This is a genomic window from Marinomonas sp. CT5, from assembly GCF_018336975.1.
Lineage (GTDB): Bacteria > Pseudomonadota > Gammaproteobacteria > Pseudomonadales > Marinomonadaceae > Marinomonas.
Window position 1 is genome coordinate 559927 of record NZ_CP025572.1, and the last position, 17648, is coordinate 577574.

Here is a 17648-nt window from a genome sequence, read left to right on the forward strand (position 1 = left end):
TCCTAGCTGCGTCCATGAAGGCGGCGTAAATAGCGCGCCTGCCAGATGTTGATGGCGAACAAGAGAATAAGCGATGCCATGAGAACCACAGAAGCAATGGCGCTGGCGGCGGGGAAATCGAACTCTTGTAAGCTAACGAAAATCATCAAAGAGGTAATTTCGCTGACGTATGGCATGTTGCCTGCGATAAAAATGACCGCGCCAAACTCACCCAAACTACGGGTGAACGACAAGGCAATGCCGGTCATTAAGGCTGGCCACAAGGCAGGAAAAATCACTCGACGAAACACCGACCAATCGGATGCACCCAAGGTCATGCCAGCTTCTTCCTCTTCTGGAGACAACTCCTCCAAAACGGGTTGTACTGTTCGTACAACAAAAGGAATACTGGTAAACGCCATGGCAAGTACAATTCCCCAAGGGGTGTAAGCAATCTTGATTCCTAGGCTTTCGAGTATTTCCCCATACCAGCCGTTTTGTGCATATAAAGTGGCTAACGTGATACCGGCAACCGCGGTTGGCAAGGCAAAAGGCAAATCCACCAAGGCATCTAGAATACGGCGTCCGGGGAAGTCGTATCGCACTAACACCCAAGCAAGCAATAATCCAAAAAAGCCGTTAAAAACCGAAGCAAGCAAAGCCGCCCAAAGTGTGACTTTGTAACTGGCCACCACGCGTTCGTCGCTAATGACTTGCCAATATCTATCCCAGCCCATATCGACCGATTGCATGACTAGGCCGCTCATTGGGAGCAATAGAATCAAACTAATAAAGAGAAGAGATGTACCTAAACTTAAACTGAGTCCGGGCAAGACTCGTTTATGGCGAGGTCTGGTATCGGCCGCGCTTAAATGTGTTGCCATGTGTTTGCCTATGATGGTCGTAATCAGAGTATTTGATAAAACGCCAGCTGTGTTAGAGACAGAAAAGCCGGACACGCAAGCGTATCCGGCTAGAGGTTATCATTCTGATATTAGCGGCGCTGAAGTTGGTCTAGTTTACCACCATTTGAAAATATTTCTTTAGTCGCTTTTGGCCAGCCACCAGCAATATTTTCTACGGTTAATAATTCTACTTCAGGGAATTTCTCTGCGAATTCTTTCTTCACCACATCGTTGTGTACGCGGTAATTGAAACCAGCTAATAAACGCTGAGATTCTTCACTGTATAAATAGTTTAGGTATTCATGAGAAACCTCTTGAGTGCCGTTTCTTTTCGCGTTTTTCGTCACAACGGCGACAGGGAACTCCGCTAGGATAGAGGTTTTTGGCACGACCACTTCGTATTTATCAGCACCGTACTGGTTACGAATGTTGTTCACTTCTGATTCGAAGGTAATCAAAACATCGCCAATGCCGCGCTCTACGAAAGTGGTTGTCGCACCACGGCCACCCGTATCAAACACAGAAACGTTTTTTAGGAAGGTTCCTAGAAAATCATTGATCTTAGCGTCGTTGTCTTTTCCGAAGGTTTTTTGTGCGTAGCCATAAGCGGCAAGGAAAGTATAACGACCATTGCCTGATGTTTTCGGGTTTGGGAAGACCAATTTTACGTCATCACGTGCTAGATCGCCCCAGCTTTTAATATTCTTTGGGTTGCCTTTGCGAACAAGGAAGGCCGTGGTGGAATAATAAGGAGAGCTGGCATTTGGGAATTGGTCTTTCCAGTCAGCAGGAATGAGCTTGCCTTTGTCATGCAGAACTTGCACATCCGTTACTTGGTTAAAGGTTACTACGTCTGCTGATAAGCCATTCATGATGGCATTGGCTTGTTTTGAAGAACCAGCATGAGACTGTTTAATCTCAATGGTTTTGCCCGTTTTTTCTAGCCAATGTTTTTCAAAGGTCGGGTTGTAAGTGGCGAACAATTCACGAGCAATATCGTAAGAAGTGTTCAGAATCGTTTGATCTGCAGCGGATGCTTGAACAGCACCGCTCAACAATAATGTACCAATAATCGATTTCAAAAAACGTGGCTTAGTTTTCATAGTATCCTCATCAGAGAAGCTTAAATGGTTATTGACCGAAAGGTTACTTAAAAGATTTAGTTATTACAACTGTGTTTTATAAACTTTTATGGAATAAGTATAAGGACTTTTCTACCAAGGTTTTTTTAGGCTTTGTTATAAATCGTTGAGCAAGCCGAAAAATGCATCGTTTTCTTATATTTGTTCTTACTTGTCAGGTTATTCTTACAAGATCTTAGTGATAATATACTGAGTATCAATAATTGTTATCAGTTCCTTGGAGCGTTTATGGTGTTATCTGAGTTGTTAAAAGGCCATGTTGCTAATATTCATTCTGTGTCACACCCTCAAGAAGACATGCAACGCCAGCTTTTAGCATTAGGTTTTGACCCCGGAGAAACCGTGCAGCTGATGACGAAAGCACCATTTGGTCATTCTTTGCAAATAAAGGTCGGCTCTACTTTGGTCGCCATTCATTCTGATGACGCAAGCTATATTCACCTCTGCGATTAGTGTTTAGCTTCAATAAGAGATCACTACAAACATGACATTCCACATCACTTTAGTCGGTAATCCAAATACAGGGAAAACGACTTTATTTAATAAGCTGGCAGGAACTCGGCAAAAAAGTAGGCAATTGGGCCGGCGTTACAGTGGATTGTAAGACTGGATTTTTCACGAGTTCGAATCAACGTGTCGACATGACAGACTTGCCGGGCATTTACAGTTTGAATAACCAGACTGGCGGCATGGATGAAGTAATCGCGCGACGTTTTTTAACCGAGAATGATTACGATGTTATCGTTAATGTAGTGGATGCAACCAACTTAAAACGTAACCTCAAATTGACGCAAGAACTGGTCGCCTTGGGTCGACCTATGGTGATTGTGCTTACCATGACCGATTTGGCCCGCAAGCTGAATATCATGCCGAATCTAGAGATATTATCGAAGAATATCGGCGTGCCAGTCGTTGATGGTCATCAGTTGTCAGTAACTGATTTACAACGCCAACTATTAGTACATTTTCATGCTTTGCCAACGGATCGTGAATTGGCCCTGCAACGAAGCCTCAGAGATGAGTATTCCGATTCTTTAAGCGTTCCGAGTGTGGCAGTCTGGTTGTCTAACGTGACCAAAGGACGTGCGCAGGCGAAAAATTTTACTGACAGAATAGATCAAATCGTGCTGCATCCTTGGTTTGGTATTCCGATCTTTTTGTTTGCTATGTACGCCATGTTTGCGGTGGCTATTGGTGTTGGCACCTTATTTATCGATCCTATCGATATGTTTGCAGGATATTGGTTTGTGACCTTTCCAAGCTACTGGTTAACACAGTTAGGCATTCCTCAGTGGATCATTATCATACTTGCCAATGGCTTAGGCGGTGGTATTCAGTTGGTGGCGAGTTTTATCCCTGTCATTGGCTTCCTCTATATATGTTTAAGTATCTTGGAAGACAGCGGATACATGGCACGAGCGGCATTTATTGTTGATCGTATTATGTCGTCGATTGGTTTGCCTGGTCAGGCGTTTATTCCTTTGTTATTAGGATTTGGCTGTAATGTGCCGTCCATTATGGCAACACGCAGTTTGACCAATGTTCGACAACGCATGCTGACCATGGCGATGGCGCCTTTTATGTCTTGTGGTGCGCGTTTGGCCGTTTACGTGATGTTTGTGTCGGTATTCTTCCGCGAGTACGGCGGGCTTCTGGTGTTCGGTTTATACCTGTTTGGCATCATCATGGCGGTTGGTACAGCGTGGATTTTCAGAAAGCAATTATTTCGTAATGTACGAGTAAGTGTTTTGATGGAAATGCCCCATTATCATCGTCCACGTTGGAGCAATGTCGGTTTGTCGAGTTGGCATAAAGTGCGCAGCTTTATTCTGCGCGCTGGCAAGACCATAGTGCTTGTTTCAGCGATTCTAACTATTTTGAATTCAGTGCCATCTTGGCGCGCCGCAGACGAAGGTGGTAAGCCTTCTACCTTGGCTGAAATCGGTCAAGTCATCACGCCAGTGTTTTCTCCGATTGGCATGGGTGACGATAATTGGCCCGCGGCCGTTGGTGTGTTTACTGGTATCTTAGCTAAAGAAGCCGTGGTTGGTACTATGGATGCCTTGTATTCCAATGCCGACAATGAGCCGAGCAATATTGAATATGAATCCCCAATAAGTAATATCGTCGGCGCTGTGACCTTATTAGGCAGTAACCTTGCAGGCATTGTAACCACATTAACCGACCCGTTAGGTTTGACCAGTGTCAGCGAAGCCAAAGGCCAAGCCATGACGCCTGGACATCGTAACATGGTGTCTTTATTTGAAGGTTGGAAAGGCGCGTTTTCGTATCTGGTCTTTGTACTGCTTTATACACCTTGTGCCGCGACTATTGGCGCCTTGGTAAAAGAAGGTGGAATGCTTTGGTCTAGCGTGGTTGTAGCTTGGAGTACGACGGTGGCTTATGTTGCTGCGGTATTCAGCTTTCAGCTATTAACTTTTGGCGATCATCCGATTCGTTCGTTGATCACCATTGGCATTGCAGCCGTCTTTTTAATTCTCTTTATTATAGGATTGAAAATTTGGGTGAAACCGAGGATAGAAAGCAACATCATCGCTGTTGGATGATTTGAATACTGCCTAAGATAGAGCTTGAGAAAGAGCCCAGGTATTAGTGATGCTGGGTGTAGACAACCGCGCAGCTTTTACCTGCTTGCTTGGCAAAGTACATGGCTGTGTCGGCGTCTTTAATAGCTTTATCAGTATCTAACTCTTCAAACCCCAAAATGCGAATACCAATACTTGCTCCAACATTAAGCAACCTATTTTCAAATGCAATGGGTTCTTTAATTTTGTCGCAAAGTTGGTTGGCTACCTGCATAGCGAAGTCTTGCGAGATTTCTTCATCGCTATTTAGGTTGGTTAATAGAACCATAAATTCATCACCTCCTAAACGTCCAACACTGTCCTCAGGGCGAATATGGTTATGTAAACGCTGCGCAATTTTGACGAGTACGGCATCACCAGCAGCATGACCTTCAATGTCGTTAATAACTTTAAAACCATCTAGATCAATCAGAAGCACTGCACCAGATATGTCATGATTATTTGTCAACGCGACTAGCTTCTCTAAACAAATTGTTAGACCACGGCGATTGGCTAGTTGTGTAAGAGGGTCGGTATGCGCCAAGTAGTGAATTTGCATAATGGCTTGATCTCGCGCCTGAGTAAAAGGCCGAATTACCCACAAATAAATGCAAGGAGCAGAGAGCGTAGATAAAATAAAAATATCCAATGTGGCCAGCCAATAGATACCAACGTCTATGGTTAAAGAGCCTAATGCCAACATGATGATAAATTCCCACACCATGATGATTAGAGTAATGCGAAAGATAACCTGTGTAGTGCTAAGGGAGGATGGTGGATTGTAATCTGAAGACGGCTGATGGAGCATTGGTGAGGTTCGCATTATTGTTTACCTCACAATAATTGTATCTGTTGTCTAGATCTGTGGTGCTTCTGTAATAAAATGTGAAGATAAACAAGAGGGTTATATATTTATCTAGTTCCGCTTTAAATAGAGCCTTCTTTTTCGATCACCAAAATACGCGCTTCACCAATTGGGTGCGCCACATGTTCTGTGCCAATTGCAGCATAAAAAATATCACCTATCGTCATCCGCTGAATATGCTCTTTGCCATCGACTCGATAATGCATATTTACCTCGCCGTCTAACACTACAAACACTTCTTCACCATCATTGATATGCCATTTATACGGCTGATCTGTCCAGTGCAAACGCGTCGTCACGCCATTCATATTGGCAATGTCCAACGCGCCCCAAGCGCGATCGGCAGTGAAGTCTTTGGCTTTGATGAATGTCATGAGTAGGCCTTTTGGACGTTGATAAATGGTTTGATAAGTAAAAAGTACAAGTTACTTAATCGTTAGACAATCGAGAAAGCGATAAAACATCACTTTGACGGTGAAAGCGACGTTTTATCGGGGTGAGAGGGAATATGTTGTTTTTATATGGCTAAAAAGGTCGGTATGAATTGCCTGAAAGTGTCATTAGGCGCTACTCTTGTACCACTTTTATTTACTCACAAGGATGTTTCAGAGTGCTCATCTCTCTCATTCGTTTTGTCTTTATCAGCTTTCTATTTTCCACCACAGCTGCATTCTCGGCAGATGATGCGCTTAGCTCCAAAGAGCCAAGTGCTTCAAACATGGCACCGCCCATATCGAACTCCCAACTTCCTGAGTGGTTTTACCGGGAACTAATATCTATTCAAGATAAAGTCAACGTGCTCGATGAAACTGGTGCATTGAAAGGACAAATCCAAGAACTGAAAGAACGGATTGGAAAAGTAGAGGTGCGCCTTGAAGAATCTCAATTGCGAGTTGATGGAAAGCTAAATGAGCAGAGTGGGCGTATTGGTGATTTAAAAGACTCCTATGATAGTTCTTTATCTCAAGTGTCATGGACAACAACTTGGTTTGGAATCGTTGCTGGGGGATTGGGTATTGTGATCGCTATTGTTGCATATGCTTTTAGCTGGAATGCAAGATTAGCAGCTATAGCAACTGCTAAGTTAGAAGCTGAGAATGCATTTGATGGATGGGTACAGAGAAAAGAAAATGAGTTAACAGAAAAGTTTGATATCAAACTGAATGAGCAGAGTAAGCAGTTGAAAGAGCAGAAGGAGTATCATGAAAAAGAGTTAGAAAAAATGCGTGATGACATGGAAGAACAAGCTGCTGATAACGATATAAATGAAGCTTACTCTCTAGCAAATAATAAACGTATTGATGATGCTCTTCGTCGAATTAATGGCGTCATACGCGGTTCCCAAAAGAGTAATTCGCTAAAACATCAAAGAATGAATGCTAAGGCTTTGTTCTTCAAAGGACTGATTTTTGATGCAGGTAGTCTACCAGACAGAGAAATTAAAACCTATGAGGATTTAGTAACTTTGTATGAAGAATCGAATGATTTCGATACTCAAATGTATGTTGCTAGAGCTTATAAAAACAAAGCCATTACTTTATACCAATTGAATCGTTCAGAAGAAGAGATTGCGGTGTATGACGCCTTGTTAGAGCGATTCAAAGACAGCGACGAATTGGCGCTACAGGAACAGGTAGCGAAAGCACTGGTAAACAAAGGCGCTACGTTAGGTCAATTGAATCGTTCAGAAGAAGCGATTACGGTGTATGACGCGTTGCTGGGACGATTCAAAGACAGCGACGAATTGGCGCTACAGGAACAGGTAGCGAAAGCACTGGTAAACAAAGGCGCTACGTTAGGTCAATTGAATCGTTCAGAAGAAGCGATTACGGTGTATGACGCGTTGCTGGGACGATTCAAAGACAGCGACGAATTGGCGCTACAGGAACAGGTAGCGAAAGCACTGGTAAATAAAGCTATTAGATTAGGCCAATTGAATCGTTCAGAAGAAGCGATTGCGGTGTATGACGCCTTGTTAGAGCGATTCAAAGACAGCGACGAATTGGCGCTACAGGAACAGGTAGCGAAAGCACTGGTAAACAAAGGCGCTACGTTAGGTCAATTGAATCGTTCAGAAGAAGCGATTACGGTGTATGACGCGTTGCTGGGACGATTCAAAGACAGCGACGAACTGGCACTACAGGAGCAGGTAGCGATAGCATTGGTAAACAAAGGGGATAGGTTAGGCCAATTGAATCGTTTAGAAGAAGAGATTGTGGTGTATGACGCCTTGCTGGAACGATTCAAAGACAGCGACGAGCTGGCGCTACAGGAACCGATAGCGACAGCACTGGTAAACAAAGGGATTGCGTTAGGCCAATTGAATCGTTCAGAAGAAGAGATTGTGGTGTATGACGCCTTGCTAGAGCGATTCAAAGACAGTGACGAACTGGCGCTACAGGAATCGATAGCGAAAGCACTGTTTTATAAAGCAGTTGCGTTAGGTAAATTGAATCGTTCAGAAGAAGCGATTACGGTGTATGACGCGTTGCAGGAACGATTCAAAGATAATGAAGAAGCCGTTATACAAAGACAAGTAGTGACTGCTTTATGTAATAAAGCAGAGTTGGTAATTGCAGGAAATAGCAAAGAGGAAGCGAAAAAGGCGATATATGATGCGATTACCTTTATGAAAGATGGTTATAAAGAGCAAAGAGCTGTAATGGAAATGCTGAGCTTTATTATCGAGGATTCGACGACAGATGAGGTGCTAGGACATATTTATGCTATTTCAGATGAAGAGATTGATCAGAGCTTCGACCCTATTCGCTCAGTCATTGAAAGCCTAGAATCACCTCGGAAAGAACAAGTCGAAGCCTTTGCTCGCTATTTCGAAGACCATCACAACAAGGTTAAGTTAAAAGAAGAGTTAGATCAGATCTCTAAACTCTAGTCGATTAGGGCTATAAATCATTTTCGGTGAGTATCTGTCGGCAGTTACGCACCGTTAATATTCGGATTTCGGTGCTGATCATGTAGATGATTCGATAGTTACCAAAAATGAGTTCACGGAGATTTGCTTTTTGTAGCTCTGGGACAAGTCGTCCCATTTCAGGTTGGTGGCTGAGTAGGTCTGTTTTATCGAATAAATCGTTTACCCATTTCTCAGCGGCATTAGGATTATCTAGAGCGATAAAATCGGCAGCATGCCCAAGCTTTTCCATAGAGAGAGGTGACCAACTTACTTTCATTTTTTCAAGCGTCCTAAGATTTGCTTTCTTGCTTCCTGATTCGAAATGCCTAATCCTTCGGCAAATTGTGATTCAGCGGTGCGTATTTCTTCGAGTAATTCTATTTTTTCTTGCATGGCTTCGTATTCAGCCACATCGAGCATGACAGCGACACCTTTGCCATGTTGTGTGATGAGCAAAGGGCGACGAGTTTCGTTAATTTGTTTAATAAATGAAGTCACACCAGAACGAAATTCTGATAATGGTTGTATGTCTTGATCTAAATTTATGCGGCTCATGTGAAGTTACCATTGTACGTTTATTTGTACAAAATATAGTGCAATATTTGTATATTAACAAGTTGAAGTATTTTTTGACGCGCCTAAACAATACTGTATTTCTATCTTGCTTATCTCCCTTAAAATCTATAATGTACTAGTACATGAATACAAACCTTCTTGTGAGAGTTGAATCCTATGAAGGACTTGATCCAGTTTTTAACTGAAGTAGACGATGAATCTGTGTTAGAGAAGCGTTTAAAAGTGCTGCTGACACCGAATGAAATTAGTGAAATGGTAAGTCGTTTGAAGATTATTGCCTTGTTAGACGAAGGCGTGCCGCAGCGAGATATTGCCAAACAATTGGGTGTGGGTATTGCCACTGTGACCCGTGGTTCCCGTGCATTGAAGGAATTAAAAGAGATATGAGTTCATATAATAAAAAGCCGCAGCGCATCACGCTACCGCGTAAACCTAAGTATGTCACTATCAGTTCCGATTGCGATTTTTTTGATTTGTTTAAAAAGGTCGAGAAGCGTTTTGACAACTGTTTTATGTTGGAATCCCTTGGTGAAGAAAGTTACATATCCCGCCATTCGATTATTGGTTTTGACCCTGAAAAATTAATCTGGGCCGAAGGTAAGCAGTTGTTTATTCAAGAACGTGATGGCAGCACGGAGTCTTTCGAATCCGATAATCCGTATTATTTGCTGCGCGATATCGTGCCGCAGAATATTTTGTCGCGCGGTTATGCTGGTGGTTTAACGGGTTATATCGGTTATGACAGCATGAACTATTTTGAGCCGACGTTGGATCTACAATCTAGCGATATGTTTGATGCGTTCCGTTTTGGTTTGTACAAAGATGGTCTGATTCTAGACAAGATGACAGGCGAAGTTTTCTACTTCTACTATGATGACGATTCTACTGGGAATCGTGTTGAATTAGTGAATAGCATGATGGCTGAGCCGACGCCTGAAAATGGCCCTTTTGTGGTGACACCTGCGGGCGAGTCCATGAGCAAAACCGATCACGCGGATGCCGTTGCCAAGGTGAAGCAAGACATCATCGAAGGGAAGGTCTTCCAGTGCGAAGTGGGCTTTAAAAAGTGGTTTGATATGGAAGGCGACACCATTAATTTGTATGAGCAATTGCGCGAAGTGAACCCATCGCCGCAAATGTATTACGTTAAATTTGTTGAGCAAAAAGTCATTGGCGCGAGTCCTGAATCCTTGTTCCGCGTGCGCCAAGGGGAAATGGAAACCTTCCCGTTAGCGGGTACAGCGAAGCGTGGCAAAGACGCTGCTGAAGATACGGCCTTTGCCCGTGCTTTGTTGAACGATCCAAAAGAAATCGCCGAGCACAATATGATTGTCGATCTGCATCGTAACGATATTGGCCGCGTGGCGCGCTTTGGTACAGTGAAAGTGCGTAGTTTGATGGACATTAAACGCTTCAGCCACGTTCAGCACATTTCTAGTGAGATTGTTGGCATTATGGCGGAAGATCACGACATGTTCTCAGCGTTAGCTAGCAACTTCCCTGCAGGAACTTTGACGGGTGCACCGAAGATCGAAGCGATGAAGATCATCGACGATTTAGAAAACGATGGTCGTGGTCCTTACGGCGGTGCGGTTGGACAGTTCTCTTTCAATGGCGATTGTATGTTTGCTATTCCGATTCGTACTGTGTTTGCCAAGGGCAACAAAGCCTATGTGCAAACCTGTGGCGGCAATGTGTATGACTCCAATGCCGAAGACGAATACGAAGAAATCCAACGTAAATTTGCTGGCACCAAACGCGTGTTAGACAGCTTCGCACCAAAAGCGAATCAGGAGTAAGGGAAGCATGAAAGTTTATATTATCGACAATTACGACTCCTTCACTTACAACCTGTATCAGTTTATTGGTGAAGTGTTAGAAACTGAGAAAAGCCGTGGCGAGATCGACGCCTTTGACGTAATCGTAAAACGTAACGACGAAGTAACATTAGACGACATTCGTGCCGCTGCGCCAGATCGCATCATCATTTCTCCAGGACCTGGCTCCCCAGACGACAAGGCGTACTTCGGTGTGTGTGCCGACGTCATTCTAGAGTTCGGTAAAACCATTCCATTAATGGGCGTGTGCTTGGGAATGCAGGGGATTTGTCATGTATTTGGCGGCAAAGTCGTGAAAGCGCCCTTGCCAATGCATGGTAAAACCAGCCCGATTACTCACAACGGCGAAGGTATTTTTCATGACATTCCAGACCAACTGGAAGTCATGCGTTATCACTCACTTATCGCCGAGGCAGAAAGCTTCCCTGATGTGTTGGAAGTTACCGCTTCTGTTGGTGAGTTAAAAGAAGCGGACTTCAAAGACATTGCCACGATTCACAAAGGAGGCGAGTTCGAGCTGATGGGCGTTCGACATAAAGAATATCCAATCCAAGGCATCCAGTTTCACCCAGAATCCTTCGCTACCGAAGGCGGAAAAGACCTGATCAAAAACTTCTTGTTTCAAGTTTGATTAATTAGAAGTTTAGTACCTTTGAAATAGTAAAAAGCAGCGCCCAGCAATGGTCGCTGCTTTTTTGTGTCTATAATATGCACTTGTCTCTTTTAGGAGACTGTCCTATAGTTTTACCTATATAAATATCGAGGGGTAAGGATGCCTGAAATCGATGCGTTATTAGGATTGTCGTTTTGCTTATATTTTTTTGATAATCAACAGCACAAGCTACCGCATTTACACGTGAAATATGGTGGTTACGAATTGATTATTGCTATAGAAACCGGTGAATGTTTAGAAGGGTATTTACCTAATAAGCAGCGTAAACGTGCTGAAACTCATATCAGTATGTATAGAGAGCAGTTTATGCAGATGTGGAATAAAGCTGTGAAGGGTCAGAATTCGGGGAAATTGGAGGATGTATGTTAAAAATTATTGATGTTGATTGGGTTAAAGATCACACCTTAGCATTAACCTTTAGTGACGGATTTGAAGGTGAGGCAGACTTATCAGATTACTTTTCAAAACCACCATTTGCTAACGTGAAAGACTTTAAACGCTTTGCTTTAACTGCAGATGGAGCCTTGAATTGGAATGGTAATGAACTGACTGCGAGCACATTACGAAGCATCGTAAAAGGCGCTTATCAGGCTGCTGCTATGCGGTTTGATGTAGAGCAAATGGAAGAGGTGATTAAACAGGCGTCATGGGACTCCATGACAGAAGGTCGCCCAGATATTTTGCAAGCTGCTATTCGTTCCTATGTTGAGTTATTTGGGCATGGCGTTGTGATCGCAAGAGCGGGTATTAAAAGTCGCACCAGTGCTTATCGCTCTCTTAAACCTGAAACTAAGCCCAACTTTGCCACCTTGGTACAACTTGCTCATGCCGTGATTGAAATTGCCAAAGAGCAAGTCGGGGAATCGTTGCCAGACTCGACCATTGTTTCCCATTAATCTATGGGCTTCAATAATTTCTGCTCATAAATGAAGAACAAGCAGCGCTCAGTGATGGGTGCTGCTTTTTTGAATTGAAAAATATAGTTTTAAGCCTATAAGTTGTGGAAGTTAGCCAATCAAAAAAGTCGAGGTGAGTAATGGCTAGAACACTTGATAAATTAATTTCAGATCAGAAGCCTGAAATAGTAAAAAATGCCCGTAAAAAAGCGGATGACATGGTACTTGGTATTCATCTCGCCCAGTTGCGTGAACGCATGCAAATCACTCAAGAGGATATGGCAAACACGCTAGGCGTGAAGCAGCCAACGATTGCAGGTATGGAGCGCAAAGGACGAGATGTAAAGCTATCTACCTTAAAACGTTATGTAGAAGGTGCTGGTGGCAAACTAACGTTGGATGTTGAGTTGCCAGATGGCCATTATGGGTTTAATTTATAAGGCACTGTAATTATAAAGGATTATTTTTAGCTCGAATTATCTTTTTAAACTCAGCCATCTGAGCATTGGTTTCTTCGTTCGACACAAATACTGAAAGGCTGTTTTCCATATTCTCGAAAGCGGCGTTAACTTGTTGTGTTAACCAAGCATCATGAGGTATTTGGTTATCTTTTTCATCAAGGTCGTATGAGATATAAAGTTCATTCTTGAGCCTTATGAGTTCCTTTGTCGTATAAATGCTAGTAAGAAGCATGACGTATAACAATTAACTCGGCTGAATCATTTTTTCCATCCATTTCACGATCTATGTCAATAAATTTTTGTCTATTGCTGGAGTAACTGATTATTTGTGCTTTAATCTATATATTAGTAATTTCTAATATTTGTTATTGCACTGGCATTGTTGCTGGATAGGAGAGTGAAATGAAGAGCGTTAAATTATGGTTGAGTGGTGTACTTGTCTCTTGGGTGATGGTTTTTTTTCCGTCTATTGCTTCAGCTGAAAGCTATGGTGCTGCTGGCGCGCAGAATGAAGCTGATGACGTGTTGACGTTGGAGTCCATGCTGAATTATGCCTTGGAAGATGAATATTTAGCGCGAGGAGAATACCAAGAGGTGATTCGTACTTTTGGTGGACAGAAACCTTTTACTAATATTATTAAGGCCGAAGAAAGACATATTTCTTGGTTAGAGCCTTTGTTTGAACGGTATGGTTTCGTCTTGCCAGTGGATCGTGGCGTGGAAAGCGCGGTGATGCCTGCGAGCTATGCCGAGACATTTGCCGTTGGTGTTGCAGCTGAAATCGCGAATATCGAGATGTATGAACGCTTTTTAAAACAAGATTTACCAAGTGATGTGAGAGACGTGTTTATTCGCTTACATGATGCTTCAGAGAATCACTTGGCGGCTTTCCAAAAGTGGCAAAATAAGTTTTAGCCTTTAATCCACTGCCAAGTACGTCCAAGCCATTCGTAAAAGGCGCGTTGGCTTTTGTTATTGCCGGCGGCGTCGATTTGCCAGTCGCTCTTTTCCGAACTAAGGTACATGGCTGGAGCCGGAATAATCTTGATGCCGGCTTTTTCGAAGAAAATAGACGCACGTTTTAGATGTGAGGCTTCAGTAACCAAGGCGGCGCGTTTTCCTTCTAGGTAAGGTTTCATGCTTTTAGCTTCCTCCTCCGTGTCTCTGGTGAGGGGGAAGGCTTTGATTCTGTCTGGCTGGACTCCTAACTCAATGGCGGCCTGTTTCATGACTTTTGCATGGGGCTCCGTCATGCCTGCAGCATAACCCGAAACGAATAATTGTGCGCTGGGGTTGGCTTTCAAAATACGTAATCCTTCTTCGAGTCGAAATAAAGCACTACCGCCAAGAGCCATGACGGAAGGAATATGGCTGAGATCTTTGTGCCCACTGCCAAGAATGATCACCACATCCACGGGTTGTTGAATATCGAAAACAGGGTAGTCGTGTTCCACTGTGGCGATGAGTGAATTTGCCACTGGGTTCCAGCTGGTCAAGCCTAATAAAAGTATGGCGCAGAACAGAAGAAGCTTGGCGAACTTTGGGCATTTTTTCATCAATAACAATGCTAGACACATGGCCAGCAAAGTGAGAGGAATGGGCATAAGCATCATGCCGATGGTTTTCTTGAGGTAAAAAAGCGCAATGCCCATTGAGTTATATCTCGTGAATTCTGTCATTTTAGTTTGCCTAGATATTAAAGGAGTCTGCATGTTCCTTAAAGTAATCTATTAATTTTGTTTTACAGTGCATTTTGTCAGTATTATTTTGGCTATCAAATTTTAACGTAAGGAAACAACATGTTCTCCATTCACCCAGCTAGATTTCCACAAGATAATGCAGGTGTATTAGCCATTTTTCGTGAGTACATTGCGTCGGCTCCTGTGAGCTTGGATTATCAACAGAATGAACAAGAGTTTGCGGATTTAGAAAGTAAATATTCACTTCCTAATGGTGTTGTTTTACTTATTTGGAATGAAAATGAAGTGGTCGGCTGCGGGGCTTTTCGTCGAGTGGATGAGAAGGTGTGTGAAATGAAGCGTGTTTATATTCGCCCCAGCGAACGAGGTCATCAACTGGGCGAGAAATTGGTGAATAACTTAATGGAGATAGCGAAGGAAAGTGGCTATCAGCGCATGTGTCTTGATGTCTTAGCTGACTTTGAAACCGCAAGACGTTTATATGTTCGTTTGGGGTTTGAGCCTTGTGATCCAGTGAGTTACAACCCGATTCCCGGAACACACTTTTTAGGACGTAATTTATGATGGAAAAGCAAATTAGCCAGTCAAAACCTTTATCGGTTACGCCATCGCCACAAGACTCCATTTGGTGGTTGCCTCGTCATAAGCAAAAGCTCGCCGAGAAAAAGGCGATGGAAAGCGTGGATTTAGTCTTTCTGGGCGACTCCATTACCCAAGCATGGGAGAAGGAAGGGGCGGACGTTTGGCGGACTTTTTATCAATCAAGGAATGCGCTGAATTTGGGTTTTAATGGTGATAAAACCGAGAATGTTTTATGGCGATTGGCTCATGGGGAAATTGATAATATTCAGCCTAAATTGTTGGTTTTATTGATTGGCACAAACAATGCGGGACACCGCATGGATAAAGCCGAAGACACGGCTCTTGGCATTCAAACGATTCTGTCAGTACTAGCGGAGAAATTGCCGAAAACTAAAGTTTTGCTCTTGGCTATTTTTCCTCGTAGTGCAATGCCCACGCAAAAACTTCGCGTGTTGAACGAAGAAGTGAATAAAATCATTGCTCATTTTGCCGACGATAAAAACGTCTTTTTTCACAATATTAATGCTGTGTTTTTAGATGATGAAGGGCGAATTACCAGTGATGTGATGAATGATTTTTTGCACCCGAATGCAAGCCAATATCAGCTATTTGCCGAGGCCATAGAGCCTTATATTATTGAGTTAATGGCTGATTAATTAAGAATGTCATGTTAAGTGTTTCTACGTAGTAATACGGAGGTGTGTGCGTAGTATCCGCTTATGTTCTCGGTATTCGTACGAATTGTTTGCACTTTCTGTACGCGCCATTATCTATCCTGCTCGATCTTACATAACAAAAATAAGACCACAGGATGATAAAACGATGAAATCCTTAAAACTTACAACTCTTGTTGCTGCAACCGCAGTGGCGCTAAGTGCTTTCTCTTTACCTGCTATTGCTGCCGATAAAGTCTATAAATTGAAGATGGCTGAAACTTGGTCATCCAATTTTCCTATCTTTGGTGATGCGCCACGAAATATGGCGCGTATTGCTAATGAAATGTCTAATGGACGTTTAAAAATCACGATTGATTCCGCCAACAAGCACAAAGCCCCTTTGGGTGTGTTTGATATGGTGCGTTCAGGTCAGTACGACATGGGGCATTCTGCGTCCTATTACTGGAAAGGCAAGGTGCCAAATACCCTTTACTTTACCACTATGCCTTTTGGCATGATTACGCCTGAGCAGTACGGCTGGTTTTATTATGGCGGTGGTATGGAGCTGATGCAGAAGGTGTATAAGCCGTTCGGCTTACTATCCTTCCCTGGCGGTAATACTGGCAACCAAATGGGCGGCTGGTTCCAAAAAGAAATCAATTCACTTGATGACCTAAAAGGTCTGAAGATGCGTATTCCTGGGTTTGCGGGTGAAGTCCTAGCGAAACTGGGCGCTAAGCCTACCAATATCGCTTCTGGCGAATTGTACACAGCGCTTGAGCGCAGAACTATCGATGCCCTTGAGTGGGTAGGGCCGTCTCTAGATTTGCGTATGGGCTTCCACAAAATTGCGCCTTACTACTACACAGGTTGGCATGAGCCAGCGACAGAACTTCAATTTCTAGTAAACGAGCGCACGTGGGAAAAACTTCCAGACGATCTTCGCGAAATTCTGCGTACTTCTATGAAGCTAGCGTCTTACGACATGTACATTCAGTCTTACCACGAGAGTGCTGAAAACTGGGCGACCATGAAGACGGAATACCCGAATGTTCAGGTAAAAACTTTCCCGAAAGAAGTACTTATGGCGATGAAAAAAGCCAATCAAGAGTTACTTGATGAGAAAGCGGCCGAAGATCCATTGGCTAAAGAAATCTTGGACTCTCAAGCGGAATACCTGAAAAAAGTACGTGTTTGGACCAATATCTCTGACCGAGCTTATTTGGACAGCGTAGATAGTTTAGCGGAATAAAACCTCTAAGCATGACGAGCCTCTAATGCTCGTCATGCTTTTTTCTAGGAGAGGAGTTGGTCATTATGTTAATCACCCTAGAACGAGGCATTACTCGTTTTTCTAATTTTCTTGGGATGCTTTCCACCCTATTATTTATCGTTTTGTTATTTAACGTTTTTTATGATGTTTTGATGCGTTATGCCTTCAATGATGTGTCGATAGGAATGCAGGAATTAGAGTGGCATTTATATGCTGCGATTTTCTTGTTAGGCATTCCTTATGGTATTCAGCACGGCGGTCATGTGCGTGTGGATTTAATCTATGAAAACTTATCCATCCGAGGTAAAGCATGGATTGATTTGTTTGGTTGTGTGTTTCTTCTTCTACCTTTTACCTTGTTGGTGGGGTACTACGGTGTTGGGTTTGCTCATGAAGCTTATGTTTTGGGTGAAACCAGTGGTGACCCTGGTGGTTTGCCTTACCGCTGGATTATCAAAGCGGTTATTCCTTTTGCTTTTTTCTCTATGACAATCAGTGGGTTAGGAATGATTATTCGCTGCATTAATGTGCTGCGTGGTGTGAACGAAGAAGGTTTCTCACATCCTCCTATTCAACATTGATTTTTTGTCTCCATTTTAAGCT

Annotated in this window: 22 protein-coding genes and 1 pseudogene; 16 read left to right on the plus strand and 7 right to left on the minus strand. The window is 43.1% G+C overall.

Features of this window, described 5'->3' with window-relative positions; genetic code table 11:
* Positions 1–2 precede the first annotated feature (2 nt).
* Both cysT and cysP read right to left on the minus strand, forming a co-directional pair.
* Complete coding sequence (gene cysT, locus C0J08_RS02675) at positions 3–863, minus strand: sulfate/thiosulfate ABC transporter permease CysT (protein ID WP_212654598.1); 861 nt, start codon at positions 861–863, stop codon at positions 3–5.
* A gap of 110 nt (positions 864–973) precedes the next feature.
* On the minus strand, positions 974–1987 hold the full coding sequence (gene cysP, locus C0J08_RS02680) for a thiosulfate ABC transporter substrate-binding protein CysP (protein WP_212654599.1): 1014 nt from the start codon (positions 1985–1987) through the stop codon (positions 974–976).
* Between the two features lie 267 nt (positions 1988–2254).
* Here cysP and C0J08_RS02685 point away from each other — a divergent pair, with 267 nt between their 5' ends.
* The 4 genes and pseudogenes from C0J08_RS02685 (at position 2255) to feoB (ending at position 4593) form a co-directional block, all read left to right on the plus strand.
* Positions 2255–2479: a FeoA family protein gene (locus C0J08_RS02685; protein WP_212654600.1), complete on the plus strand. Its 225-nt coding sequence runs from the start codon at positions 2255–2257 to the stop codon at positions 2477–2479.
* A 31-nt stretch (positions 2480–2510) separates the two neighbouring features.
* Positions 2511–2630 carry a FeoB small GTPase domain-containing protein gene (locus C0J08_RS22825; protein ID WP_212654601.1) on the plus strand — a complete coding sequence of 40 codons (120 nt, stop codon included), beginning with the start codon at positions 2511–2513 and terminating at the stop codon, positions 2628–2630.
* Positions 2593–2940 (plus strand): annotated as a pseudogene (locus tag C0J08_RS22830) (FeoB small GTPase domain-containing protein); the annotation flags it as partial. The gene C0J08_RS22825 and the pseudogene C0J08_RS22830, both read left to right, overlap by 38 nt.
* Before the next feature lie 156 nt (positions 2941–3096).
* A complete protein-coding gene (feoB, locus tag C0J08_RS02695) occupies positions 3097–4593 on the plus strand; it encodes a ferrous iron transport protein B (protein ID WP_502711628.1) in 1497 nt (498 codons plus the stop codon).
* Positions 4594–4636: 43 nt separating this feature from the next.
* On the opposite strand, the gene C0J08_RS02700 is transcribed toward feoB, so the two are convergent.
* The gene (locus C0J08_RS02700) at positions 4637–5434 is read right to left on the minus strand and encodes a GGDEF domain-containing protein (protein WP_212654603.1); all 798 of its coding nucleotides are present in this window, start codon (positions 5432–5434) and stop codon (positions 4637–4639) included.
* A gap of 104 nt (positions 5435–5538) precedes the next feature.
* Positions 5539–5850, minus strand: a complete 312-nt coding sequence (locus tag C0J08_RS02705) for a cupin domain-containing protein (RefSeq protein ID WP_212654604.1) — start codon at positions 5848–5850, stop codon at positions 5539–5541.
* A gap of 236 nt (positions 5851–6086) precedes the next feature.
* On the opposite strand from C0J08_RS02705, the gene C0J08_RS02710 reads away from it, so the two are divergent.
* Positions 6087–8369: a tetratricopeptide repeat protein gene (locus C0J08_RS02710; protein WP_212654605.1), complete on the plus strand. Its 2283-nt coding sequence runs from the start codon at positions 6087–6089 to the stop codon at positions 8367–8369.
* A gap of 10 nt (positions 8370–8379) precedes the next feature.
* Here the strand turns inward: C0J08_RS02710 and C0J08_RS02715 are convergent, their stop codons facing one another.
* Positions 8380–8667, minus strand: a complete 288-nt coding sequence (locus tag C0J08_RS02715; RefSeq protein WP_212654606.1) for a type II toxin-antitoxin system RelE/ParE family toxin — start codon at positions 8665–8667, stop codon at positions 8380–8382.
* Entirely contained in the window at positions 8664–8945 is a 282-nt protein-coding gene (locus C0J08_RS02720; protein WP_212654607.1) for a type II toxin-antitoxin system Phd/YefM family antitoxin, read from the minus strand. Before C0J08_RS02720 ends, C0J08_RS02715 begins: the two co-directional genes overlap by 4 nt.
* A gap of 177 nt (positions 8946–9122) precedes the next feature.
* Here C0J08_RS02720 and C0J08_RS02725 point away from each other — a divergent pair, with 177 nt between their 5' ends.
* From C0J08_RS02725 to C0J08_RS02755, 7 genes are all read left to right on the plus strand, one after another.
* Complete coding sequence (locus C0J08_RS02725) at positions 9123–9353, plus strand: Trp family transcriptional regulator (RefSeq protein WP_169458219.1); 231 nt, start codon at positions 9123–9125, stop codon at positions 9351–9353.
* A complete protein-coding gene (locus C0J08_RS02730; RefSeq protein ID WP_011978489.1) occupies positions 9350–10765 on the plus strand; it encodes an anthranilate synthase component I family protein in 1416 nt (471 codons plus the stop codon). The genes C0J08_RS02725 and C0J08_RS02730 overlap by 4 nt, the downstream gene beginning before the upstream one ends.
* Positions 10766–10772: 7 nt before the next feature.
* The gene (locus tag C0J08_RS02735; RefSeq protein ID WP_212654608.1) at positions 10773–11435 is read left to right on the plus strand and encodes an anthranilate synthase component II; all 663 of its coding nucleotides are present in this window, start codon (positions 10773–10775) and stop codon (positions 11433–11435) included.
* 141 nt (positions 11436–11576) lie between these two features.
* Entirely contained in the window at positions 11577–11846 is a 270-nt protein-coding gene (gene dhiT, locus C0J08_RS02740) for a type II toxin-antitoxin system toxin DhiT (protein WP_212654609.1), read from the plus strand.
* Positions 11840–12373: a type II toxin-antitoxin system antitoxin DhiA gene (gene dhiA / locus C0J08_RS02745; protein ID WP_212654610.1), complete on the plus strand. Its 534-nt coding sequence runs from the start codon at positions 11840–11842 to the stop codon at positions 12371–12373. Before dhiT ends, dhiA begins: the two co-directional genes overlap by 7 nt.
* A gap of 140 nt (positions 12374–12513) precedes the next feature.
* Entirely contained in the window at positions 12514–12813 is a 300-nt protein-coding gene (locus C0J08_RS02750; RefSeq protein WP_212654611.1) for a helix-turn-helix domain-containing protein, read from the plus strand.
* A gap of 423 nt (positions 12814–13236) precedes the next feature.
* Complete coding sequence (locus tag C0J08_RS02755; RefSeq protein ID WP_212654612.1) at positions 13237–13749, plus strand: ferritin-like domain-containing protein; 513 nt, start codon at positions 13237–13239, stop codon at positions 13747–13749.
* On the opposite strand, the gene C0J08_RS02760 is transcribed toward C0J08_RS02755, so the two are convergent.
* Positions 13746–14513 (minus strand): ElyC/SanA/YdcF family protein, encoded by a 768-nt coding sequence (locus C0J08_RS02760; protein ID WP_212654613.1) that lies wholly within the window; start codon positions 14511–14513, stop codon positions 13746–13748. The genes C0J08_RS02755 and C0J08_RS02760 overlap by 4 nt on opposite strands.
* Positions 14514–14633: 120 nt before the next feature.
* Here C0J08_RS02760 and C0J08_RS02765 point away from each other — a divergent pair, with 120 nt between their 5' ends.
* The 4 genes from C0J08_RS02765 (at position 14634) to C0J08_RS02780 (ending at position 17626) form a co-directional block, all read left to right on the plus strand.
* Positions 14634–15098 carry a GNAT family N-acetyltransferase gene (locus C0J08_RS02765; RefSeq protein WP_212654614.1) on the plus strand — a complete coding sequence of 155 codons (465 nt, stop codon included), beginning with the start codon at positions 14634–14636 and terminating at the stop codon, positions 15096–15098.
* The gene (locus C0J08_RS02770) at positions 15095–15772 is read left to right on the plus strand and encodes a platelet-activating factor acetylhydrolase IB subunit (protein WP_212654615.1); all 678 of its coding nucleotides are present in this window, start codon (positions 15095–15097) and stop codon (positions 15770–15772) included. Before C0J08_RS02765 ends, C0J08_RS02770 begins: the two co-directional genes overlap by 4 nt.
* 166 nt (positions 15773–15938) lie before the next feature.
* Positions 15939–17024 carry a TRAP transporter substrate-binding protein gene (locus tag C0J08_RS02775; RefSeq protein ID WP_212654616.1) on the plus strand — a complete coding sequence of 362 codons (1086 nt, stop codon included), beginning with the start codon at positions 15939–15941 and terminating at the stop codon, positions 17022–17024.
* Between the two features lie 62 nt (positions 17025–17086).
* Positions 17087–17626, plus strand: coding sequence for a TRAP transporter small permease subunit (locus C0J08_RS02780; protein ID WP_212656223.1), 540 nt, complete (start codon positions 17087–17089; stop codon positions 17624–17626).
* Positions 17627–17648: the final 22 nt, after the last annotated feature.